This window comes from Paractinoplanes hotanensis (genome assembly GCF_023717965.1).
Classification (GTDB): Bacteria; Actinomycetota; Actinomycetes; order Mycobacteriales; family Micromonosporaceae; genus Actinoplanes; species Actinoplanes polyasparticus.
On sequence record NZ_JAMQOL010000008.1, the window covers coordinates 103,967 to 122,850 of the forward strand.

At 68.8% G+C, this 18,884-nt stretch carries 23 protein-coding genes; all 23 read right to left on the reverse strand.

The window, feature by feature from the left end; genetic code table 11:
- Positions 1-18: 18 nt before the first annotated feature.
- On the reverse strand, positions 19-261 hold the full coding sequence (locus LXN57_RS06595; protein ID WP_251797119.1) for a hypothetical protein: 243 nt from the start codon (positions 259-261) through the stop codon (positions 19-21).
- Positions 258-1,967 carry a hypothetical protein gene (locus LXN57_RS06600; RefSeq protein ID WP_251797120.1) on the reverse strand — a complete coding sequence of 570 codons (1,710 nt, stop codon included), beginning with the start codon at positions 1,965-1,967 and terminating at the stop codon, positions 258-260. Before LXN57_RS06600 ends, LXN57_RS06595 begins: the two co-directional genes overlap by 4 nt.
- Positions 1,945-3,999, reverse strand: a complete 2,055-nt coding sequence (gene flhA, locus LXN57_RS06605; protein WP_251797121.1) for a flagellar biosynthesis protein FlhA — start codon at positions 3,997-3,999, stop codon at positions 1,945-1,947. The genes LXN57_RS06600 and flhA overlap by 23 nt, the downstream gene beginning before the upstream one ends.
- A gap of 166 nt (positions 4,000-4,165) precedes the next feature.
- Complete coding sequence (locus LXN57_RS06610; RefSeq protein WP_251797122.1) at positions 4,166-5,257, reverse strand: EscU/YscU/HrcU family type III secretion system export apparatus switch protein; 1,092 nt, start codon at positions 5,255-5,257, stop codon at positions 4,166-4,168.
- A gap of 8 nt (positions 5,258-5,265) precedes the next feature.
- Positions 5,266-6,030 carry a flagellar biosynthetic protein FliR gene (fliR, locus tag LXN57_RS06615; RefSeq protein ID WP_251797123.1) on the reverse strand — a complete coding sequence of 255 codons (765 nt, stop codon included), beginning with the start codon at positions 6,028-6,030 and terminating at the stop codon, positions 5,266-5,268.
- A complete protein-coding gene (gene fliP, locus LXN57_RS06620) occupies positions 6,027-6,884 on the reverse strand; it encodes a flagellar type III secretion system pore protein FliP (protein ID WP_251797124.1) in 858 nt (285 codons plus the stop codon). Before fliP ends, fliR begins: the two co-directional genes overlap by 4 nt.
- On the reverse strand, positions 6,881-7,324 hold the full coding sequence (locus LXN57_RS06625) for a FliO/MopB family protein (RefSeq protein ID WP_251797125.1): 444 nt from the start codon (positions 7,322-7,324) through the stop codon (positions 6,881-6,883). The genes fliP and LXN57_RS06625 overlap by 4 nt, the downstream gene beginning before the upstream one ends.
- A 5-nt stretch (positions 7,325-7,329) precedes the next feature.
- Complete coding sequence (gene fliN / locus LXN57_RS06630; RefSeq protein WP_251797126.1) at positions 7,330-8,097, reverse strand: flagellar motor switch protein FliN; 768 nt, start codon at positions 8,095-8,097, stop codon at positions 7,330-7,332.
- Entirely contained in the window at positions 8,094-9,044 is a 951-nt protein-coding gene (locus LXN57_RS06635) for a flagellar motor switch protein FliM (protein ID WP_251797127.1), read from the reverse strand. Before LXN57_RS06635 ends, fliN begins: the two co-directional genes overlap by 4 nt.
- A 123-nt stretch (positions 9,045-9,167) precedes the next feature.
- On the reverse strand, positions 9,168-9,626 hold the full coding sequence (locus LXN57_RS06640; RefSeq protein ID WP_251797128.1) for a flagellar basal body-associated FliL family protein: 459 nt from the start codon (positions 9,624-9,626) through the stop codon (positions 9,168-9,170).
- Positions 9,627-9,658: 32 nt separating this feature from the next.
- Positions 9,659-10,669, reverse strand: coding sequence for a flagellar motor protein MotB (locus LXN57_RS06645; protein ID WP_251797129.1), 1,011 nt, complete (start codon positions 10,667-10,669; stop codon positions 9,659-9,661).
- Positions 10,670-10,673: 4 nt separating this feature from the next.
- Positions 10,674-11,465 (reverse strand): flagellar motor protein, encoded by a 792-nt coding sequence (locus LXN57_RS06650; RefSeq protein ID WP_251797130.1) that lies wholly within the window; start codon positions 11,463-11,465, stop codon positions 10,674-10,676.
- Positions 11,465-11,752 (reverse strand): flagellar FlbD family protein, encoded by a 288-nt coding sequence (locus LXN57_RS06655; protein WP_251797131.1) that lies wholly within the window; start codon positions 11,750-11,752, stop codon positions 11,465-11,467. Before LXN57_RS06655 ends, LXN57_RS06650 begins: the two co-directional genes overlap by 1 nt.
- 195 nt (positions 11,753-11,947) lie before the next feature.
- Complete coding sequence (locus LXN57_RS06660) at positions 11,948-13,231, reverse strand: flagellar hook protein FlgE (protein WP_251797132.1); 1,284 nt, start codon at positions 13,229-13,231, stop codon at positions 11,948-11,950.
- Positions 13,232-13,271: 40 nt separating this feature from the next.
- Positions 13,272-13,718, reverse strand: a complete 447-nt coding sequence (locus LXN57_RS06665) for a flagellar hook assembly protein FlgD (RefSeq protein WP_251797133.1) — start codon at positions 13,716-13,718, stop codon at positions 13,272-13,274.
- 119 nt (positions 13,719-13,837) lie between these two features.
- Positions 13,838-14,326: a hypothetical protein gene (locus LXN57_RS06670; protein ID WP_251797134.1), complete on the reverse strand. Its 489-nt coding sequence runs from the start codon at positions 14,324-14,326 to the stop codon at positions 13,838-13,840.
- A 7-nt stretch (positions 14,327-14,333) separates the two neighbouring features.
- Positions 14,334-14,696 carry a response regulator gene (locus LXN57_RS06675; protein ID WP_285904600.1) on the reverse strand — a complete coding sequence of 121 codons (363 nt, stop codon included), beginning with the start codon at positions 14,694-14,696 and terminating at the stop codon, positions 14,334-14,336.
- The gene (locus LXN57_RS06680) at positions 14,693-15,178 is read right to left on the reverse strand and encodes a chemotaxis protein CheX (RefSeq protein WP_251797136.1); all 486 of its coding nucleotides are present in this window, start codon (positions 15,176-15,178) and stop codon (positions 14,693-14,695) included. Before LXN57_RS06680 ends, LXN57_RS06675 begins: the two co-directional genes overlap by 4 nt.
- On the reverse strand, positions 15,175-15,561 hold the full coding sequence (locus tag LXN57_RS06685) for a response regulator (RefSeq protein WP_251797137.1): 387 nt from the start codon (positions 15,559-15,561) through the stop codon (positions 15,175-15,177). Before LXN57_RS06685 ends, LXN57_RS06680 begins: the two co-directional genes overlap by 4 nt.
- A gap of 5 nt (positions 15,562-15,566) precedes the next feature.
- Entirely contained in the window at positions 15,567-16,412 is an 846-nt protein-coding gene (locus LXN57_RS06690) for a CheR family methyltransferase (protein ID WP_251797138.1), read from the reverse strand.
- The gene (locus tag LXN57_RS06695; protein ID WP_251797139.1) at positions 16,409-17,560 is read right to left on the reverse strand and encodes a protein-glutamate methylesterase/protein-glutamine glutaminase; all 1,152 of its coding nucleotides are present in this window, start codon (positions 17,558-17,560) and stop codon (positions 16,409-16,411) included. The genes LXN57_RS06690 and LXN57_RS06695 overlap by 4 nt, the downstream gene beginning before the upstream one ends.
- 13 nt (positions 17,561-17,573) lie before the next feature.
- Entirely contained in the window at positions 17,574-18,446 is an 873-nt protein-coding gene (locus LXN57_RS06700; RefSeq protein WP_251797140.1) for a hypothetical protein, read from the reverse strand.
- Complete coding sequence (locus tag LXN57_RS06705) at positions 18,446-18,883, reverse strand: chemotaxis protein CheW (protein WP_221378449.1); 438 nt, start codon at positions 18,881-18,883, stop codon at positions 18,446-18,448. Before LXN57_RS06705 ends, LXN57_RS06700 begins: the two co-directional genes overlap by 1 nt.
- Between the last annotated feature and the right edge of the window lies 1 nt (position 18,884).

Sequence of the window (18,884 nt, forward strand, 5' to 3'; positions counted from 1 at the left end):
CTCTTCGACTTGTGCCCGTCAGACCGGCCTCTCGGCCTCTTCCATGGAAGTCGGCGTCACCGGGGTGCCTTCCGGCTTCCCCTCCGGCCGGCCGTAACCTGCCGTGACGAACCGCAACCCTGCCAGCAGCAGAGCGGCGATCGGCACCGCGATCACGAACCGGATCAGTACCTCGGTGACGTCGACCTGGTCGAGAACGTAGCGATACAACGCCGGCGCGCTCATCAGGAGCGCGAACAGCAGGACCGACGGACGGATCACGGCCGGACCGAGCGGGTGACCCGCCGCGGCGGCGCGGCCACCGGCATGACGTCGGTGGCGATCCGCGCGCAGAGCATGGCGGCCCAGGCGTGCGGGGTGGCCGGCTTGCCGTCCAGCGAGTGGATCGGCAGGTCGAGGCCGAGCACCGAGGCCGGGTCGGCGGTGAGCTCGACGCCGTGCACCACCAGCGATTCGACCTCGCCCAGCGACCGCAGGTGGCGGGCCGTGTCGGCGGTCTTGCGGGTGGCGTCGACGACCGCCCAGACCGCGGTGGCCCCGATCGCGTCGCACATCTCGTTGATCCAGATCGGATCGGTGCCGCCGACCGGGGCCTCGAGCACCACGACCCACGGCTCCTCGGCGCTGTGCAGCTTCTCGGCCCGCTGCTCGGCCGCGTCCGGGGTCGAGATCAGCCGGGACGAGTGCAGCCCGGTGCCGGCCGTCGACTGGGCGGCCAGCAGAAGGTGGTTCTCCGGCACCCCGATCTCGTCGAGCAGCTGGCGACCGATCGTGACGCCCAGGTTGAGGTCGCCGGCGAGCACCAGGATCTCGCCCGGGCCGTCCGGGACGCCGGCCGCGGCGGGGCGGGCGGCCAGCACGCTCAGCACACCGGCGTACGTGTCGCTGCCGGTGATCTGGCGGGCCATGGACTCCGGCATGCCCACCGACATGAGGTTGCGGATGACCGGCTCGTTGTCGGCCACCGCAGGCTCGGGTGACGCGACGGGCTGGACGGCCGGGGCCGGCGACACGGACGCGGCCGGCTGGAAGCCGTGCGGCTCGGCGATCGGCTCCGGCGCCGGGTCCACCTCGACCTCGCTGGCGGCCAGCCCACCGATCCGATCGGCCAGGCTGGGCGCGGGCGAGACCGGGGCGACCGGCTCGGAAACGGCCGGCGCCACCGGCGGCGGCGTGACAACCGGCGCTGCCGCGGCCACTGGCGCTGTGGCGGCCATCGGCGCCGGCGGAGCCATCGGCGGCGGAGCCATCGGCGCAGCGGCCATCGGCGGCGGAGCGGTCATCGGCGGCGGAGCCATCGGCGCGGTCGCGGTCATCGGCGCGGTCGCGGCCATCGGCGGCGGCGCGGGTGACTGGGGCGCCACCGTCGGCGGGGTGGGGATCCGCGGAGCGGCGTTGACCGGCGTTTCCGCGGCGGCGGCCGGACGGAACGGCCGTACCGTCGGGGTGTCCTCCCGCGGCGCCGGCTTGGGACGCGAGGCGAACCGGTCGTTGCCCGCGTCCAGACCGGCCATCAGCTCGGCGAACGCGGCCCCGGTGTCGCCGAGCGCCGCGCTGCGACCCTCGTCGGCCCCGAAGTTGTTCTCGGGCGCCGGCGTCTCGGCCGTCCGGGAGATGCCGAACGAAGCCGGCGTCACCGAGCGCGGCGAGGACGTGCCGAAGGGACGGGCCGTCCCCCGGCCCGGATCGTCGATCCGGTCCTGCGACTCGGCCCGTTCCAGGAGCCGTTCCAGGCTGTGCTGGCCGCTGTCGGCCGTCTTCGTGCGCTGTGCCATGTCACTCCTGTCCTCGTTCGGGTCCGGAACCTCCACGGACAGCTCGTAATGCTGTTTCGCGAAGAAGCCACCGACCCCGCCACTGCGGACCTTGTCGGCAGAGATGATCCGGACACGGGAGCCGTACTCATCGCGTACCTGAGCCAGCAACGGCTCGATGGCCGGCCCCTCAAGCAGCACCCGCGTAGGCACCGTTCACCACCCCAATCGTCTCGATCTGTGCTGTTGAACCAGAGATTTCGCCGTACGACAGCACATGCACCCGGCGCGACCCAGCGCGCAGGAGTCGCATCAGTGGCAGCCGCAGCTGTGGCGAGCAGGCCAGCACCGGGGCCAGGCCCTGCTGTTCCGCGGTCTCGGCGAGCCGGGCGGCCTCACTGACGATGGACTCGGCACGGATGCCGTCGATCGCCATGAAGGCCCCGGTCTCGCTGGGCCGCAGAGATTCGAGCAGTTGCTGCTCGAGCATGGGGTCGAGCGTGATCACCGTGAGCCGGCCGGCGGTCGTGTACTGGGCGGCGATGGCCGGGCCCAGTGCCGCGCGGGCCGCCTCGACCAGGCTGTCCTGGTCGATGGTGACCTTCGCTCGCAGAGAGAGAGCTTCGAAGATGCGCACCAGGTCCCGCACCGGCACGCCCTCGTCGAGCAGCGCCTGGAGGACCTTCTGGATCTGGCCCAGGCTGAGCACCGCGGGGGTGAGCTCCTCGACCACGACGGGATGGGTCCGCTTGACCATCTCGGTCAGCGCCCGCACGTCCTCGCGGCCGAGCAGGCGGCTGGCGTTGGTGCGCACCACCTCGGCCAGGTGCGTGATGATCACGCTGGCCCGGTCGACGACCGTCGCCCCGGAGAGCTCGGCCTGATAGTGCAGCTCGGACGGCACCCACTTGCCGGGCAGGCCGAAGACCGGCTCGACGCCCGCCTTGCCGGGCAGCCCCTGCAGGCCGTCGCCGATCGCCAGCACCGTGCCGGGCGGAGCCTCCCCGGTGCCGGCGTCGACCCCGGAGATGCGGATCGCGTACGACGAGAGGGGCAGATCGAGGTCGTCCCGGGTACGCACCGGCGGCATGATCACGCCGAGCTCCATGGCCATCTTGCGGCGCAGGGCCCGGACCCGGTCGAGCAGGTCGCCGCTGCTGGCGTCGACGAGATCGACCAGGTCGGGCGAGAGAGCGAGTTCCAGTGGGTCGACCCGCATCTCGCCCAGCAGTTGCTCGGGCGAGTCGGCCGGTGGCAGGTCGACCGCTTCCGAGGCTGCGGCCGCGGCGGCCGCCTCTTCCTCCGGCACCGGGTCCTTGATCCGTTGGGCCGCCGCCAGCACGGCCACGCCGACGATCAGGAAGGGAACCTTGGGCAGGCCGGGGATCACGCACAGGGCGAGCGAGGCGCTGCCGGCGATGCGCATCGCGAGCTTGTTCTGGCTGAGCTGGGCGGTCACCGTCGAACCCATGTCGCCCGAGGTGGCCGAGCGGGTCACGATCAGACCGGTGGCCACCGAGAGCAGCAGCGCGGGGATCTGCGAGACCAGGCCGTCGCCGATGCTCAGCAGGCTGTAGTGGTTCATCGCGTCGCTGGCGGCCATGCCCTGCTGGGCCACGCCGATCGCGAAGCCGCCGACGAGGTTGATCAGCGTGATGATGACGGCGGCGATGGCGTCGCCCTTGACGAACTTGGAACCACCGTCCATCGCGCCGTAGAACTCGGCCTCCGCGCCCACCTCGGCCCGGCGGGCCTTGGCCTGGTCCTCGTCGATCAGACCGGCGTTCAGGTCGGCGTCGATCGCCATCTGCTTGCCGGGCATGGCGTCGAGGGTGAACCGGGCGCCGACCTCGGCGACCCGCTCGGCGCCCTTGGTGACCACGATCATCTGGACGATGACCAGGATCAGGAAGATGACCAGACCGATGACCAGGTTGCCACCGACGACGAAGCTGCCGAACGCGTGGATGACCTTGCCGGCGTCACCGTCGCGCAGCACCAGCCGGGTCGCGCTGATGTTCAGGGCCAGCCGGAACAGGGTGGCCACCAGCAGCAGGGCCGGGAAGACAGCGAAGTCGAGCGGTTTCTGGACGAACATGCTGACCAGCAGGATCAGCAGGGCCCCGGTGATGTTGACCGCGATCAGCGTGTCCAGCAGGAAGGTCGGCATGGGCACGACCATCATGAGGATGATGCCGATGACCCCGACGGGCACGGCAAGCTTGCTGATGCTGCGGTTCTTCACGGCACCTTCCAGGCGTGGACGTTGGAGCCAGCCCTGCGCGGTGGTCGCCATCCTGGCGTTTCTCTGTTCGGCGATCCGTCGCCTTCACTGAGCAGGGCATGCTGACCCACAGAGCGATCTTCCCTCGTTCGAGGTACCGATGTGAGGAAATCTCCTAACTTTTCAGTTATGCGGCTTCTGAGGCGGAATGAGGGTTGCGGTGCAGCCCGGCCGCCGATCCCTTCGCCTTCAGGCTCATGACGAACGCCAGCACCTTGGCCACCGTGCCGAAGAACTCGGCCGGGATCTCGTGGCCCACCTCGACGCTGCCGTACAGGGCCCGGGCCAGGGGCTTGTCCTCGACCATGGGAACCCGGTGCTCGGCCGCGAGTTCGCGGATCTTGGTGGCCAGCGGGCCCTGGCCCTTGGCCACCACCCGGGGCGCGCCCTTCTGCGGCTCGTAGCGCAGCGCCACCGCCACGTGGGTCGGGTTGACCATCACGACATCCGCGGTCGGCACGTCGGCCATCTGCCGGTTCCGCGCCATCGCCATCTGCCGGGCGCGGATCTGCGCCTTGATGAGCGGATCACCCTCGGTGTTCTTGTACTCCTGCTTGACCTCTTCCTTGGTCATGCGCAGTTGCTTGTTGGTGCGGCGGCGCACCACGAAGTAGTCGGCGGCGGCCATCGCGATGCCGGCCACCGAGGCGGCACGGATCAGGTTGAGGGACGCGTCCACGACGGTGCCGAGCAGCGCGGGCAGAGGCAGCTGCCCGGCACTCATCAGCGCCGGGAACACGTCCCTGGTCGTCGAATAGAGCACACCGGCCAGCACACCCGTCTTGACGAGCGCCTTGGTGCCCTCCCAGAGGGCCTGTGGGCCGAGCATCCGCTTGAGGCCGGGCCACGGGTTGAGCCGGTTGAACTTGGGGATGAACAGCTTGGTGGCGACCCGGATGCCGCCCTGCGACCCGGCGGCTGCGATGCCGACGACCATCATCGTCAGGGCCAGCGGCAGCACGGCCCACATCGTGCCCATCATGGCCTGCTTGAGCAGGGCCATGGCCTGGGCCGGCTGCGGGTCGGCGATCACGTCGGGCAGCTGGGCCACCAGCTTCTCCGCATGTTCCATGGCGGACTCGAGGGTGCGCGGCAGCATCACGCTCGCGGCCAGCATGCCGAACCAGGCGCCGATGTCCTGGCTGCGGCCGATCTGCCCTTCGCGTTTGGCCTTCTTGAGCTTCTGGGGTGTCGGTTGTTCGGTCTTCTCGCCCGACATGTCACCCCCTATCCGCCGCTGAGCTGGAGGACGGCGTTGACCGCGCGCTCCACGATCACGTCGAGGATCCCGGGCAGGGCCGTGATGGCGATGCCGGAGATGAGCAGGACCATGAAGATCTTGGCTGGGAAGCCGAGCTGGAACGCGTTCAGCGCGGGGGCGACCCGATTGAGCAGGCCGAAGGCCACGTCGGTGAGGAACAGCACGGCGATCAGCGGGCCGGCGATCTGCACGGCGGCCACGAACATCTCGCCGATCCCCTTGATCAGCAGCTCACTGAACGTATTGGGGGAGAACGTCCAGTTCAGGGGCACGGTCTTGAACGACTGAAGGAAGCCGCGCAGCACCAGCTGGTGGCCGTCGGTGGCGAACAGCAGGGTGACGGCCACGAGGTTGTAGAACCGGCCGAAGATCGAGCTCTGGTTCTGCGACAACGGGTCGTACCCCATGGCCAGCGTGAAACCGCCGAACAGGTCGATGAGATCACCGGCCGCCTGCAGGGCCGCGAAGAGGATGGCGGTGACGAAGCCCAGCGCCGCGCCCACGAACACCTGGAGGGCGACGCTGAAGATGATGTCGGAGGTCTGCAGCGACGGCAGCGCGCCGCGCAGCTGCGGAGCGACCGGCAACGTCAGGCCGATCGACAGCAGCGCCTTGACCGGGCCCGGGATGAGCCGCGAGTTGAACGGCGGGCAGACCATCATCCAGGCCCCGGTGCGGGCCGCGCCGAGCATCAGCGCGAGCAGCTCGGCGGTCGGCACGGACAGGTTCATCGGTACGACGCCACCAGCGCCGTGAGGATCAACCCCCACCCGTTGACCAGCACGAACAGTAAAAGCTTGAAGGGTAAAGCAACAGTCACCGGTGGCAGCATCATCATGCCCAGCGACATCAGGGACGCCGAGACCACCATGTCGATCAGCAGGAACGGGATGAAGATGACGAACCCGATGATCATGGCGGCGCGCAGCTCGGAGAGCACGAAGGCCGGGATCAGGGTGGTCAGCTCGACGTCGTTGCGGTTCTGCGGCCGCTCCTCACCGGAGAGCCGGATCATCAGCGCCACCTCGTCGTCGCGGGTGGTGCGCCACATGAAGTCCTGCAGCGGCTTGACGCCGTCCTCGAACGCCTGCGACTGGGTCTTGTCGCCCTTCAGATAGGGCTGGACCCCCTGCTCGTTCATGGCCGAGACGGTCGGCCCCATGATGAACAGGCTGATGAACAGGGCCAGGCCGGCCAGCACCTGGTTGGGCGGCATCGAGGTCAGGCCGAGCGCGTTGCGGGTGATCCCCAGGACCATGAAGATCTTGGTGAAGCAGGTGCAGAGCAACAGCAGGGCCGGCGCGACCGAGAGCACGGTCAGGCCGAGCATGATGATCAGCGACGTGGCCGGGCGACTGCCGTCCGGGTTCGTGCCCTGGATGTTGACGTTGAGGTTGGGCCCACGGGGCCGGGCCGGCGGGCTCGGGGGCGCGGGGGCCCGCTCGGGAAGGGCGACCACGACGGTCGCCGGCGCGCGGTCCGGGGTCGCGGGCATACGGGAAGGCTCGGCCGCTGCCGGTCCGGGCAACAGCGCGAGTGCGAATCCGCAACTCGCCAGCAGGAGGAACAGCGCGCGCTTGATCATTTGTGGCTGGTCCGATCGCGGAGAAACTCCATGGCCGAGCGCCACGTGCGCGGCGACAGCAGTGACCCGTCCAACCGGCTGTGCTTCGGCGCCGCCGGATGCCGCCCGGGCAGATCGCCCGAGCCGTTCGCCAGTTCCACGGCCAGGTCGGCGTCCACCGGCAGATGGTCGCGGTGTTCGTTCGGGTGGTGCTCGAACAGCTCGACCTCGGCCTCGCCCAGCAGGCTCACCTGCTGATCGGTGACGCCCAGGATCATCGCCCGGTCGGCCACCTTGACCACGGCCAGCGCGGCGCCCCGGGAGAGCTGTTGACGGTTGAGCACGACCAGATCCCCGTGTCCGCGCCCGAGCAGCGGACGGCGTACCAGCCTGGCCAGCCCCCACATCATGCCGAGGATGACGAAGAGCGAGAAGCCGACCCGCAGCACGAGCTCGAACAAGGCCGTTACTCCCGCTCGGCGCCGGGCGCGACGATGTCGGTGATCCGGATGCCGAAGTTCTCGTCGACCACGACGACCTCGCCCCGGGCGATCAGCCGGCCGTTGACCAGCAGGTCGGCCGGGCTGCCGGCGGCCCGGTCGAGCTCGACGATCGCGCCCGGGGTGAGCGAGAGCAGCTCGCGCACGCTCATCCGGGTGCGGCCCAGCTCGGCCGAGACCTCCATCTCGACGTCCTGCAACATGTCCAGTCCGCCGCGCAGCTGAACGGCCGCCGGCCCCGCCGGCTCCCGCCGGGCCACCCCGCCCCCGCCCCCGCCCCCGTCGCCGGTGGGCCACGGGTTCAGGGCCAGCGCCAGCACGGCCCGGATCTCGTTGCCCTCGACCAGCGGCACGGCCACAGCGTCGTCCTTGGCCGCCAGCGCGCTCAGCGCCACCTGCGGCTCCATCACGACACCGGGGTCGAGCACCACCGGGCCGAAGACGCGGGCCGCGGCCTCGAGCGCCGGGCGCACCGCGGCCGTCAGGTCCAGCTCGCCGAGCGGGCTCTCCCGGAGCGCGTCCGCCAGATCCTGCCCGACCACCACGACCACCTCGCCGGACGCCGCGCCGCTGAACCGGGCGGTGACCGCCTGCCCCTCGGTCAGGGCGTCGGCGGTCGCCGCGATCGGGTCGGCAGCGACCAGGGGCCGGCTGGTGGGAAGGACGCCCAGCGCGGCCTCGGCCGCGTTCCGGGCGAGCGCCAGCTGCGGCGCGGTGATGGTGGGCGCGGTCATGGGCGACCAGACTCCTTGGGCGAGGACTCCTTGGGGGCAGGCACGACGAGGCAGGCGAGCCGGGCCCCCTGATTACCGGGCACTGCATGGGCGAAAACGGTCTCGTTGACGGTCACCTCGAGAGGCTGACTCGTCGGATGGCCCAACGGGACGACGTCACCGGGCCTCAGGTCCACGATGTCATCGGTACGCATCCGAATGGGCTGGAATCGGACCGCCACATCGAGCGGGGCCGAGGAAAGTCCGGCCGTGAGGTTGCGCAGAGCCAGGTCCTTGGCCGCCCGCTCGGCGTCGCTGAGCACCACCGCCTCGGTACGCGAGAGCACCGGCAGGATCGTGTTGAAGGGCAGGCAGATCGTGTGGCTGGTCTCCTCGGCCCCGATCTTGATGTCGAACGAGGCGACCACGCAGGCGTCCCCGGGCTGGTGGGCCCGGAGGAACTGCGCGTTGTACTCGATCTCCTTGAGCTTCGGGTGCATGTCGACGAGCGTCTCGAAGCCGTACCGCAGCTCGCCGAGCATCCGCTCCAGCAGACCGCGCAGCAGGGGCATCTCGACCTCGGTCAGCGGCCGCTCCGGCTGCGGCCCGCCGGGACCGCCCAGCATGTGATCGATCGCGGTCATCGACGCCGAGGTGGACATCTCGAACAGGGCCGACCCGGGCAGCGGATCGAGCACCACCACCGCGAGCACCGTCGGATTGTTGAGAGCGGCGACGTACTCGTCGTAGTTCAACTGCTCGATCCCGGCCAGCGTGACGTTGCTGACCGCCCGCAGCCGGGTCGTGAGCAGTGTGCCGCAGCTGCGCGCGTACGTCTCGAACGCGATCTGCAAGGTGCGGACGTGCTCCCGGGAGAGCTTGATGGGCTTGCGGAAGTCGTACGGCGCCGGCCCGCCGCCATGGCCACGGCGCGAGATCCGGCCCGAGGTACGTGCGGCGTTGGTCACGTTGTCCCCATCGGCTCGTTTCCGGAACGGCTGAGCGGGAGGGGCGTTTTTACGGGCTTACGACCCAGGAGGGCGGGTTCACCGGAGTGAACCCGCCCTCTTGGCTAACCTGTGCTGTTGGAGTTACTGGGTGACGAAGGCGGTGTAGTAGACGCCCATCACCAGCTTCTTGTCTTCCTCGGTGTACGCCTTCACGATCTTCGCGGTCAGCTCCTTCTTGAGCTCCTCGCGGCCCTTCTCGGTGGAGAGCTCCTCCAGCGACTTGCCGGTGTACTCGTCGATCGCCAGCTCGCGGGCCTCGCTGGTGTCGACCGACTCGGCGCCGGCGTCCGCGGTCTGCTGGAGCGAGAAGTTCAGCTTCAGGTAGTGACCGTCGGCCAGGTTGATCGTCATCGCGTCCTCCAGGGCCACCACGCTGCCCTTGACCGGCGCGGCCTCGGCGGTGTCGCCCTTCAGCATGAAGAACGCTCCGGCGCCGCCGCCGCCCAGCAGCACGACTGCGGCGATCACGATGATCATCAGCATCTTCTTGGACTTCTTCGGGGCGTCGGCGGCAGCAGTGGTCGTCTCGTCCTTGCTCATCTGAAAGCTCCTCTCAGTCGTACGTTGGCGTGTTAGCGGGGTTGGTTGTTGGACTCGCCAGTTGTATCGGTGTTCCCGGTGCCGCTCTGAGCCCGCTTACCGGCCTGCTCCGAAGTCTCACCGGTGTGCAACTTGCTGTCGGCGCCGGACGCGGCCGGCAGCAGTGCCGCCTGCTCGGCGGTCAGCGTGGTCAGGACCACGACGTCCACGCGGCGGTTCATGGTGATCGACCGCGGGTCGGACGGGTTGATCAGTGGCTTGGTGTCCGAGAAGCCGACGGCGCTCATGCGGTCCTTGGCCAGGCCACGCGCCACCAGATAGCGCACCGTGGTCGACGCGCGGGCGGCGGAGAGCTCCCAGCCGCTCGGGTAGAACGTGGTCTTGACCTTGAGCTGGTTGGTGTTGCCGTTGACTTCGATACGGTTGGGCAACTTGGCCAGGGTCGGGGCGATCGCGTCGAGGATCTTCCGGCCGCCGGGCTGCAGATCGGCCCGGTTGCCGGCGAAGACGACCTCGTTGGTCAGGACGGTGACCACCAGGCCCCGGCGGTCGATCGTGAACTTGACCGAGCCGAGCAGCTTCTGCTTGGCCAGCGCGTCCGAGATCTTGTTCTCGATCTTCTTGAGGTCTTCGGCTTCCTTGGCGGCGGCTTGAGCGTTCTTCGAAGCCCGCGCGCGGCTCTCGGCAGCCATCGCGGCCTTGACGGCTTCCTTCTGCTGGGCTGTGAGGTTGGACGAGCCGGCCTTGCCGTCGCCGGGGTTGGCGCCCGGGTCGATCTGCACGATCTCGGCGGAGTTGCCCGAGCCGTCCATCGGCCCGGTCTGGCCCTGGAAGGCGACGCTCTGAGCTCCGAAGCCGGAGGACAGACCGGAGGCGAGCTGGGCGAACTTCTTCATGTTGACGTCGCTCATGGAGTACAGGACCACGAACAGAACGAACAGCAGGGTCAGCATGTCGGCGTAGGACACGAGCCAGCGCTCGTGGTTGACGTGCTCCTCGTGCTCCTCGTGCTTCTGCTTACGCTTACCCCCGCCACTGCTCATCGGGTCAGGCCGCCTTCTTCGTGTTCGCGGCCGTCTCGGCCTTCTTGGCCTCGTCCGGCGGGAGGAGGCTGCGGAGCTTCTGCGCGACAAGGCGCGGGTTGGAGCCGGCCTGAATGGCCAGGACACCGTCGACGACCAGTTCCATCTCCTCGGCCTCGACGGCGCTCAGCCGGGCGAGACGGGACGCGACGGGCAGCCAGATCAGGTTGGCGCTGAGAACACCCCAGAGGGTGGCGCAGAACGCCGCGGCAATCGAGTGACCCAGCGTGTCGGGCTTGTCGAGGTTCTCGAGCACGTGCACGAGACCCATGACCGTGCCGACGATGCCGATGGTCGGGGCGTAACCGCCCATGTTCTCGAACAGCTTCGCGCTGGCCTTGTCGGACTTCTTCTTGGCCGCGATCTCGGCGTGCAGGATGTCGTGCAGCTCGTCGGGGTCGGTGCCGTCGATGGCGAGTTGCAGACCGCGCTTGAGGAAGGGGTGCTCGACCGTCTTGACCGCGTCCTCGAGGGCCAGCAGGCCCTCGCGACGAGCCCGCTCGGCCAGCTTGACGACCTCGTCGACCAGCTCGGTGGGGGGCGTGACCTTCTTGGCGAACGCCTTGGTGAGCTGGGCGCCGACACCCGTCCAGTCCTTCATGACGCCGCCGGCCATCGCGGCGGCGAAGGCGCCGCCGAACACCAGCAACATCGAGGGGATCAGCAGGATGGAGGTCGGCGAGCCGCCCTCGAGGATCTGAACGGTGAAGACGATGATGAGGCCGGCGACTACACCGACGATGGTTGAGATGTCCATCAGCGTCCATTCCGGTGCAGCGGGAGCACCTTGGCGTCGTCGTCGTCATCGGACGACGGAGCGGAGGAGTGGGTGTTGGTGGGCTCGGCCTCGAGGCGGCTTGCCTGGGCGATCAGTGAGGCGCGGTAGTGCCGCACTGAATCGATGAACTCGGGCACGGACTCGGCAATGACGTACTTGGTGCCGTCGACCAGCGTGATGACCGTGTCGGGCGTGCAGTCCGCGCGCTCGATCAGGTCCGGGTTCAGGGCGAACACGGCACCATTGATGCGGGTTACGAGGATCACTTACATCCGTCCTTGGTGGTGTAGTCCTGGCTGGTGGCCGTCCGTGGCCCTTCGATATGTGTTTCGGCCTGATCCCGGTTGCCGATGAGATCCAACCGGTGGCGGTACGGGTGCAGCCGATCCGCTCAAAGACAGACGGTCGGGACAAGCGTGAAAACGCCTGTCCCGACCGGTCGACCGTTCTGATGCTTATGACTAGCGCTTCATGCTGACGAGCTCCTGGAGCATCTCGTCAGAGGTCGTGATGATGCGGGAGTTGGCTTGGAAGCCGCGTTGGGCGATGACCAGGTTGGTGAACTCCTGAGCCAGGTCGACGTTCGACATCTCCAAGGCGCCGCTGATCACCTGGCCCAGACCGGCGCTGGTGGGCTGCCCGACCTGGGCCAGACCGGAGTTGACGGTGGCCCGCCACTGCGAGTCCCCGGTCTTCTCGAGGCCGTTGACGTTCTTGAAGGTGGCCAGGGCGACCTGCCCGAGCACCTTCTTCTGACCGTTGCTGAAGGCGCCGATGATCTGCCCGGTGTCCGAGACGGTGTACGACAGCGAGGCCAGCGTGCCGGCCGCGTTGCCGTTCGAGTCGGAGACCCGGGCCTCGGTGAGGCCGTGGTACATCGTCAGGTCCCCGGCGTCGAAATCGAACGTGTCACTGAGGGTGGGGTCGATCGTTGCGGCGTTCGTGAACGCCAGCATCGCCCTCGTCGCCGGAGGCGTGGGGACAGGCTTACCGTCCTGGAATTGAATGGTCGCGGTGACCGGCGTAGCCGGCCCGGCATCACCCGACTTCGTGAGAGTCACAGTCCAGTCCTGGACGGAGGCCGTCGGATCCACGGTGTCTCGCGTGAACTTCGCCGAGAGGCTGATCGGGTTGCCGGTCTTGTCGAACGCCTTGAACGGGATCTCGATGGCCGGAATGGTGGTCGGGTCGGTGACGCCTTCCGGCATGTCGTTGGTCAGGTTTCCCTTGATCTCGACCGTGCTGGTCGGCACGGGCGAGATGCTCTTGCCGAGCGGCATCTTGATGTCGCCCGGCTTGGCCGCCGGGTTCACCACACCGTTCTCGTCGGCCGTCCAGCCCTGCACGGGATCCCCGGTCGCCGTCGCCAGCGTGCCGTTGGCGTCGAAGAAGAAGGAACCGGCCCGGCTGTAGAGCTCCTCGTTGCCGCGGCGGGTCATGAAGAAGCCGTCGCCCTGAATCATCATGTCGCCGGCCTTGCCGGTGGTCTGGGCCGAGCCCTGGCTGAAGTTCGACGTGATGCCCGCGTTGCGCACACCGAGGCCGACCTGGCCCGGGTTGGTGCCGGCCCCGCCGTTCTGGGGAGCGCCGGCCGCCTGGGTCATCTGACTGAGGGTGTCCTGGAACTGGACCGAGCTCGCCTTGTAACCGACGGTGTTGACGTTGGCGATGTTGTTACCGGTCACGTCCATCATCTGCTGATGCGCGTGCAGGCCACTGATGCCGGAATAGAGGGAACGCAGCATGAATGGATCCTTTGCGGTTGAGGACTACAGCGGTTGAGGATTACGGCTTGGGCGTCGCCTGGGTCGCGTCCGGCTTCACTTCCTGGACTTCCGTGACCTTGGACAGCGGCACGTCCGTGTTCCCGATCCGAAGCATCGGTTCGCTGTCGCCGTTGAGCTTGGCGGCCGAGATGACCCCGGTGGCCCTGGCCCCGCCGGCGTCCATGAACTCGACCGTCTTGCCGACCAGGGAGCTGGCAGTGATCAGCTGCTGGCCCTTGAGCATGTCGGCGATGCCCTCCAGCTTCTCGACCTGGGTGAACTGGGCCGTCTGGGCCAGGAACTGGGTCGAGTCGGCCGGCTTGCTGGGGTCCTGGTACTTCAGCTGGGCCACCAGGAGCTTGAGGAACGTGTCCCGGTCGCCGAGGGTCTTGCTCTTCTCCTTCTCGGCGCCGGTGGCGCCGGCCGCGGCCGCGGCGCCGGAGAATCCGGAGATCGGCGAGGTCATGACGTGCTCCCGTCGGTTGGCAGAGGCTCATAATCTGCTTCGACCGGATCGGCAACTTGCTTAGAACCAAAAAAGAACGGGCCTGCCACCTGGGCAGACCCGTTCTTGCCGAGCTGATGTCACGGCGCCAGGGAGAGGCTGAACTTTCCCTTGCCGTACCGGTTGACCTCGACCAGCAGGTCGACCCGGCGGCCGAGCGCCATCAGGTGGGCCCGGGCGTCGGCGGGCAGCGGGTCGCCGGGATAGACCACCTGGTGGAGCTTGATGTGCGGGCTGCCCTCGCGGTTGAGCAGGCTGGTCAGCACGTTGCAGAGCTCGCCGACGTTCTCGGCGAGATTCGGGAACAGCTGCTTCTCGTCGATGCTGTCCTCGGCAGCGCCGGCCGGAAGCAGGCCGAGCGCGGCGCCGGCGTTGGCCGACAGCTTGAGATCCATGCCGAGGACGGCGAAGAGGTTCTGTGTGGGATCGGTGAAAAGGGCGACCGTCGAGGTGGCGACCTCATCTGCGCTGATGGGTTCGCCGGGGCTGACGGTCACTTCCCGGCCGAGCAGATCCTCGAAGAGGTTGCGAACGGCCAGGGTGCCAGGAAGGAGCGAGACGTCGGACATGTCGTAATCATCCCAGAATAGGAGCGAAGACCTCATCGAATCGTTCAGCCGAGAAGGGCTTGACGATGAAAAAGAGAGCACCGGCCGCCTCGGCCTGTTCCTTCATCTCGGGTGTGCTCTCGGACGTCACGAAACCGAACTTGACGTCGTTGCCGGCCGCGCGGAGCTGCCGCAGTGCCTCGATGCCCGTCAGCTCGGGCATGTTCCAGTCCGACAGCACGAGGTCCGGGCTGTGCGCCTGGGTCATCTCCACAGCCTCGCGACCGTTGGCCGCCTCGATCAGCTCATGGTCGCCGAACCCCGCCTGACGCAGGGTGCGGATCACGATCTGCCGCATCACCCGGCTGTCGTCAGCGATGAGAATCTTCATTCCGCGCCCTCCTTGTTGTCTCCGCGGCTCTGCCACATGGAAATTGACACCGGCTCGCCGTCCCAGATCCCGTACACCCCGGTTATCCGGTGGGCATTGGGGTAGCGCGCCGTCGCTTCGGGAGCGAGCGCCACCTGCGGCAGCGACAGGACCGCGCCGGGCGGCAGCATCGCCTTGACGTTTCCGCCGATGATGTTCGCGAGTTCGCCGAGCACGTCGGAGAGGTCCTCCTCGCTGACCTCGTCCGGCCCCATGGCCAGAAAGGCGCCGGCGGCACGGCGGGCGGCCGGCAGCGAGGACGCGTAGACGACGTGCCCGGTCCAGGAACCGGTGATGGAGACGGAGGAATGCACCTCGGACGCCTGGTTCTCGTCGTAGGTCTGCAGCAGGGGGCTCACGCCCTCCGGATCCAGGTACGACTCCCAGACCTGTTCCACCATCTCGGCGAGGTCGTTCTCGTTGACCTCGACTTCGACGCTCATGAGTTCGCTCCGGTCGGGACGAGGCCCAGCAGGGCCAGCTTCTCGATCATGGCTCCTTCGGTGAAGGGCTTGATCACGTATTCGTGGGCGCCCGCGGCGAGCGCCCGGACGATCTGGCTCTGTTCGCTCTCGGTGGTGACCATGACCAGCGTCATCTCGCGCAGGCGTGGGTCGGCCCGGACGTGCGTGACGAACTCGAGCCCGTTCATGTTGGGCATGTTCCAGTCGATGAGGGCCAGTTCCGGCACCTCGGGCATCGCGGTCAGCAGGTCGAGCGCCTCCTTGCCGTCGCCCGCCTCCACCGCCTCGAAATTCAGCTTGGTGACGATGCGCTTGAGGATCATGCGCATCGCCCGCGAGTCGTCGATCACCATGGCGCGCATCCGCGTCATCCCCTTCTCATGGCGCCCGCGGGCGCCCCGGTACGGACTCGGTAGGCGGAGGTGCGGCCGGCGGCCACCCGCTCGTAGTTGTCGTCGATCCCGATCGTGGTCTCGGCCGCACCCAGAAAGAGCCAGCCGTCCGGCCGCAGCAGCTTGGCCACGTTCTGCAGCACCTGACGCTTGGTGGCGACGTCGAAATAGATCAGGACGTTGCGCAGGAAGATCACGTCGAACGGCTGCATGACCGGCAGCGGCGCGGTGAGGTTCATCAGGCGGAACGAGACGTTGCGGCGCAGCGCCGGAGCGATCCGCCAGTGCGCCCCGGCCCGTTCGAAGTACTGCACCAACTGGGCCGCGGGCAGACCGCGGTTCACCTCGACCTGGCTGTACTCGGCCGTCTCGGCCCGCTTGACCATCTCGGTCGAGATGTCGGTGCCCATGATGTCGTAGGACCACCCGGGCGGCAGGGTCTCCTGCATCGTGATGGCCAGGCTGTACGCCTCCTGGCCGCTGGAGCTCGCGGCCGACCACACCCGCACCTTGCGGGCCGACGCCCGTGACTTGACCAGCTCCGGCAGCACGACATCGGTGAGCGCCGCGAACGGCTCCCGATCCCGGAACCACGAGGTCTCGTTCGTGGTCAGGGCGTCGATGATCTTGCGCTGCCGGGCCGGATCGGGCCGGCGCTGCAGGTCGGCCAGGAATTCGCTGACCCCGGCCGCCCCCACCGCGCGGGCCACCGGAATGAGCCGTGCCTCGACCAGATACTCCTTTCCGGGAGCCAGCACGATCGAGGCCTCACGCCGCACGAGCTGGGACACGTAGTTGAACTCGGCCTGCGACAGCGTCATCGGGCCACCGCCGCCGAGCGTCCGGCCTTGACCCGGCTCACCAGATGGGCGGCGATCCGGTCGAGCGGCAGGATCTCGTCCGCCAGTCCCGCGCCGACCACGGCGCCCGGCATGCCCCACACCACCGAGGTGGCCTCGTCCTGGGCCAGCACCTCGGCGCCCGCGTCCCTCAGCACCTTCGCGCCACCTCTTCCGTCGTGTCCCATTCCGGTCAGCACGGTCGCGTACGCGGAGCCGCCGTACAGTGCCGCGACCGACCGGAACATGACATCCACGGCGGGGCGGCAGGAGTTCTCGGGCGGCGCACCGCTCAGCTGGGTCAGCGTGGCCGTGCCCCGGCGGTGCAGCACCAGGTGCTGGTCGCCGGGTGCGACGTAGGCCCAGCCGGCCGCCAGCTCCATGCCGTCGCCGGCCTCGACCACCCGCAGCGGCGTGCTGCGGTCCAGCCGTTCGGCGAACATCTTGGTGAAGACGGGCGGCATGTGCTGGGTGATGACGATCGGCACCGGGAAGTCGGCCGGAATGCCGGTCAGCACCTTGGTCAGCGCGTCCGGACCGCCGGTCGAAGAGCCGATGGCCAGGATGTCGATGCGGCCGCCGGGCGCGGAGCGGCGCGGAGCCGTCCGGGCCGGGGCGGAGCTGGGCGGCCCGGCGGGCGGACGGCCCGGACCGGTGGGCGGCAGGCCGACCCGGTGCGGGGCCGCGCCGGGTCGGGTCGGAGCAGCCGGTGGCGCGCTCGGCCGGCGTTTGCCCGCCAGCGCGTAGATCTTGGGGACGAGCTCGTCCCGGACGGCCTTGATCGACTGCTCGACGCTGCCGGTGTTGCTCGGCTTGGTCACGTAGTCCGTCGCGCCGGCCGAGAGCGCCTCCAGTGTGGCCGAGGCGCCCGCGGCCGACAGCGTGCTGAACATGATCACCGGGATCTGCTTGTGCCGCTTGCGCAGCTCGCGGACCGCGGTGATGCCGTCCATCTGGGGCATCTCGATGTCCATCGTGATCACGTCGGGCTTGAGCTGGTCGATCTTGGCCTGGGCCAGCAACCCGTTGGACGCCGTGCCCACGACCTCGATGTTCTCGGCGCCACCGAGAGCGTCGACGATCAAGCGACGGACGACCACCGAGTCGTCGACGACAAGGACCGATATCACCCGGTCACCTTCCTTACCCGAGCCACGCGGGGCCGAGGGCCGCAACCACCGGGGCGAGCAACCGATGGGCGGTCGAGGTGTCCAGCAGGTCGCGTACGACCAGTGCCTGCACCGCACCGCTGAGCATGTTCCAGACACCGCCGGCCCGGTCGGCCAACGGAATGGCGGCCGTGTCGACGGCCTGTACCAACAGCATCTGTGCTGCGGCGGCCGTGCGGACCCGATCCGACAGATAAGCCGCCCAGGACGCCGAATGCACGGCCGGTGACCAGCCGCCGGCATTGCGGCGGGAGTCCTCGGCCGAGGCGAGGAGCCGGCTCAGGTCGGTCGATCGCAGCGAGCGCAGCCGGTCGAGCAGGGCGGAGATCGTGTAGTGGTGCGGACCGAGGTCGATCGGGGCGCCGGTCGGCAGCTTGCGCATGGCCGCGACCCAGCCCCCGCCGAGGCCGCGACGCGTGTCGGCGTCGAGCACCTCGCGCAGGTAACTGGCGACGGCGGCATCGCACAGCAGCGCGGTCGCGGAGGCTGCCTCCTCCGTCTGCGTCGCGTCGCGGCCGGTGCCCGTCCAGGTCCACGCCATCACGTCGTACCGGAGACAGGTGAGCAGCGAGTCGACGGTGCCGATGGGCGCGCGCTCGACCAGGGCCAGGCTGCCCGCCGCGTCGTCCTTGTTGAGGCCCTTGAGCGACGGCATCCGGCGGGCGGCGCTCTCCACCTCTACCCACAGTGGGCCGCGGACCCCCTCGTCCGGCAGCCGGTTGGCGAGCACCGGCAGGTCGGCGGCCTGGAGGCGGAGTCCGCGCAGCATCACCTCGGCCGTGGCCGACCCGCCGGTGAGGCGGGTCAGGTCGAAGCCGAGCACCGGGGCGCTGACGAGGCTGTACATCAGGTGGTAGCGCGCTGCGTGTCGACGGCCTGGTTGACGTCGAGGGCCAGCATCAGCCGGCCGTCCAGCTTGAACGTCCCGACGACGAGCTCCCGGGTCGGCCCGCTGAGCGTGTCCGGCGGTGGCTCGAACGTGTCGTCGTCCAGGTCGACCACCTCGCCGATCCGGTCCACGACCAGGCTCACGGGCTCGCCGTCGCCGCGCAGGATCACGTTCATCACCGGACCCTCGAGAGCCTTGCGGGCCATGCCGAGCTGCACCCGCAGATCAACCGCGGCGATCACCTGACCGCGCAGGTTGAACAGCCCGCCGATGGCCTGCGGCGCGAGCGGCACGGGGGTGTACTCGTTGTACGAGAGCACCTCCTGCACCGTGTGCACCTCGACACCGAAGAGCTGGCCGGCCACCTCGAACGTGGCAAACTGTCGGCTCGGCATC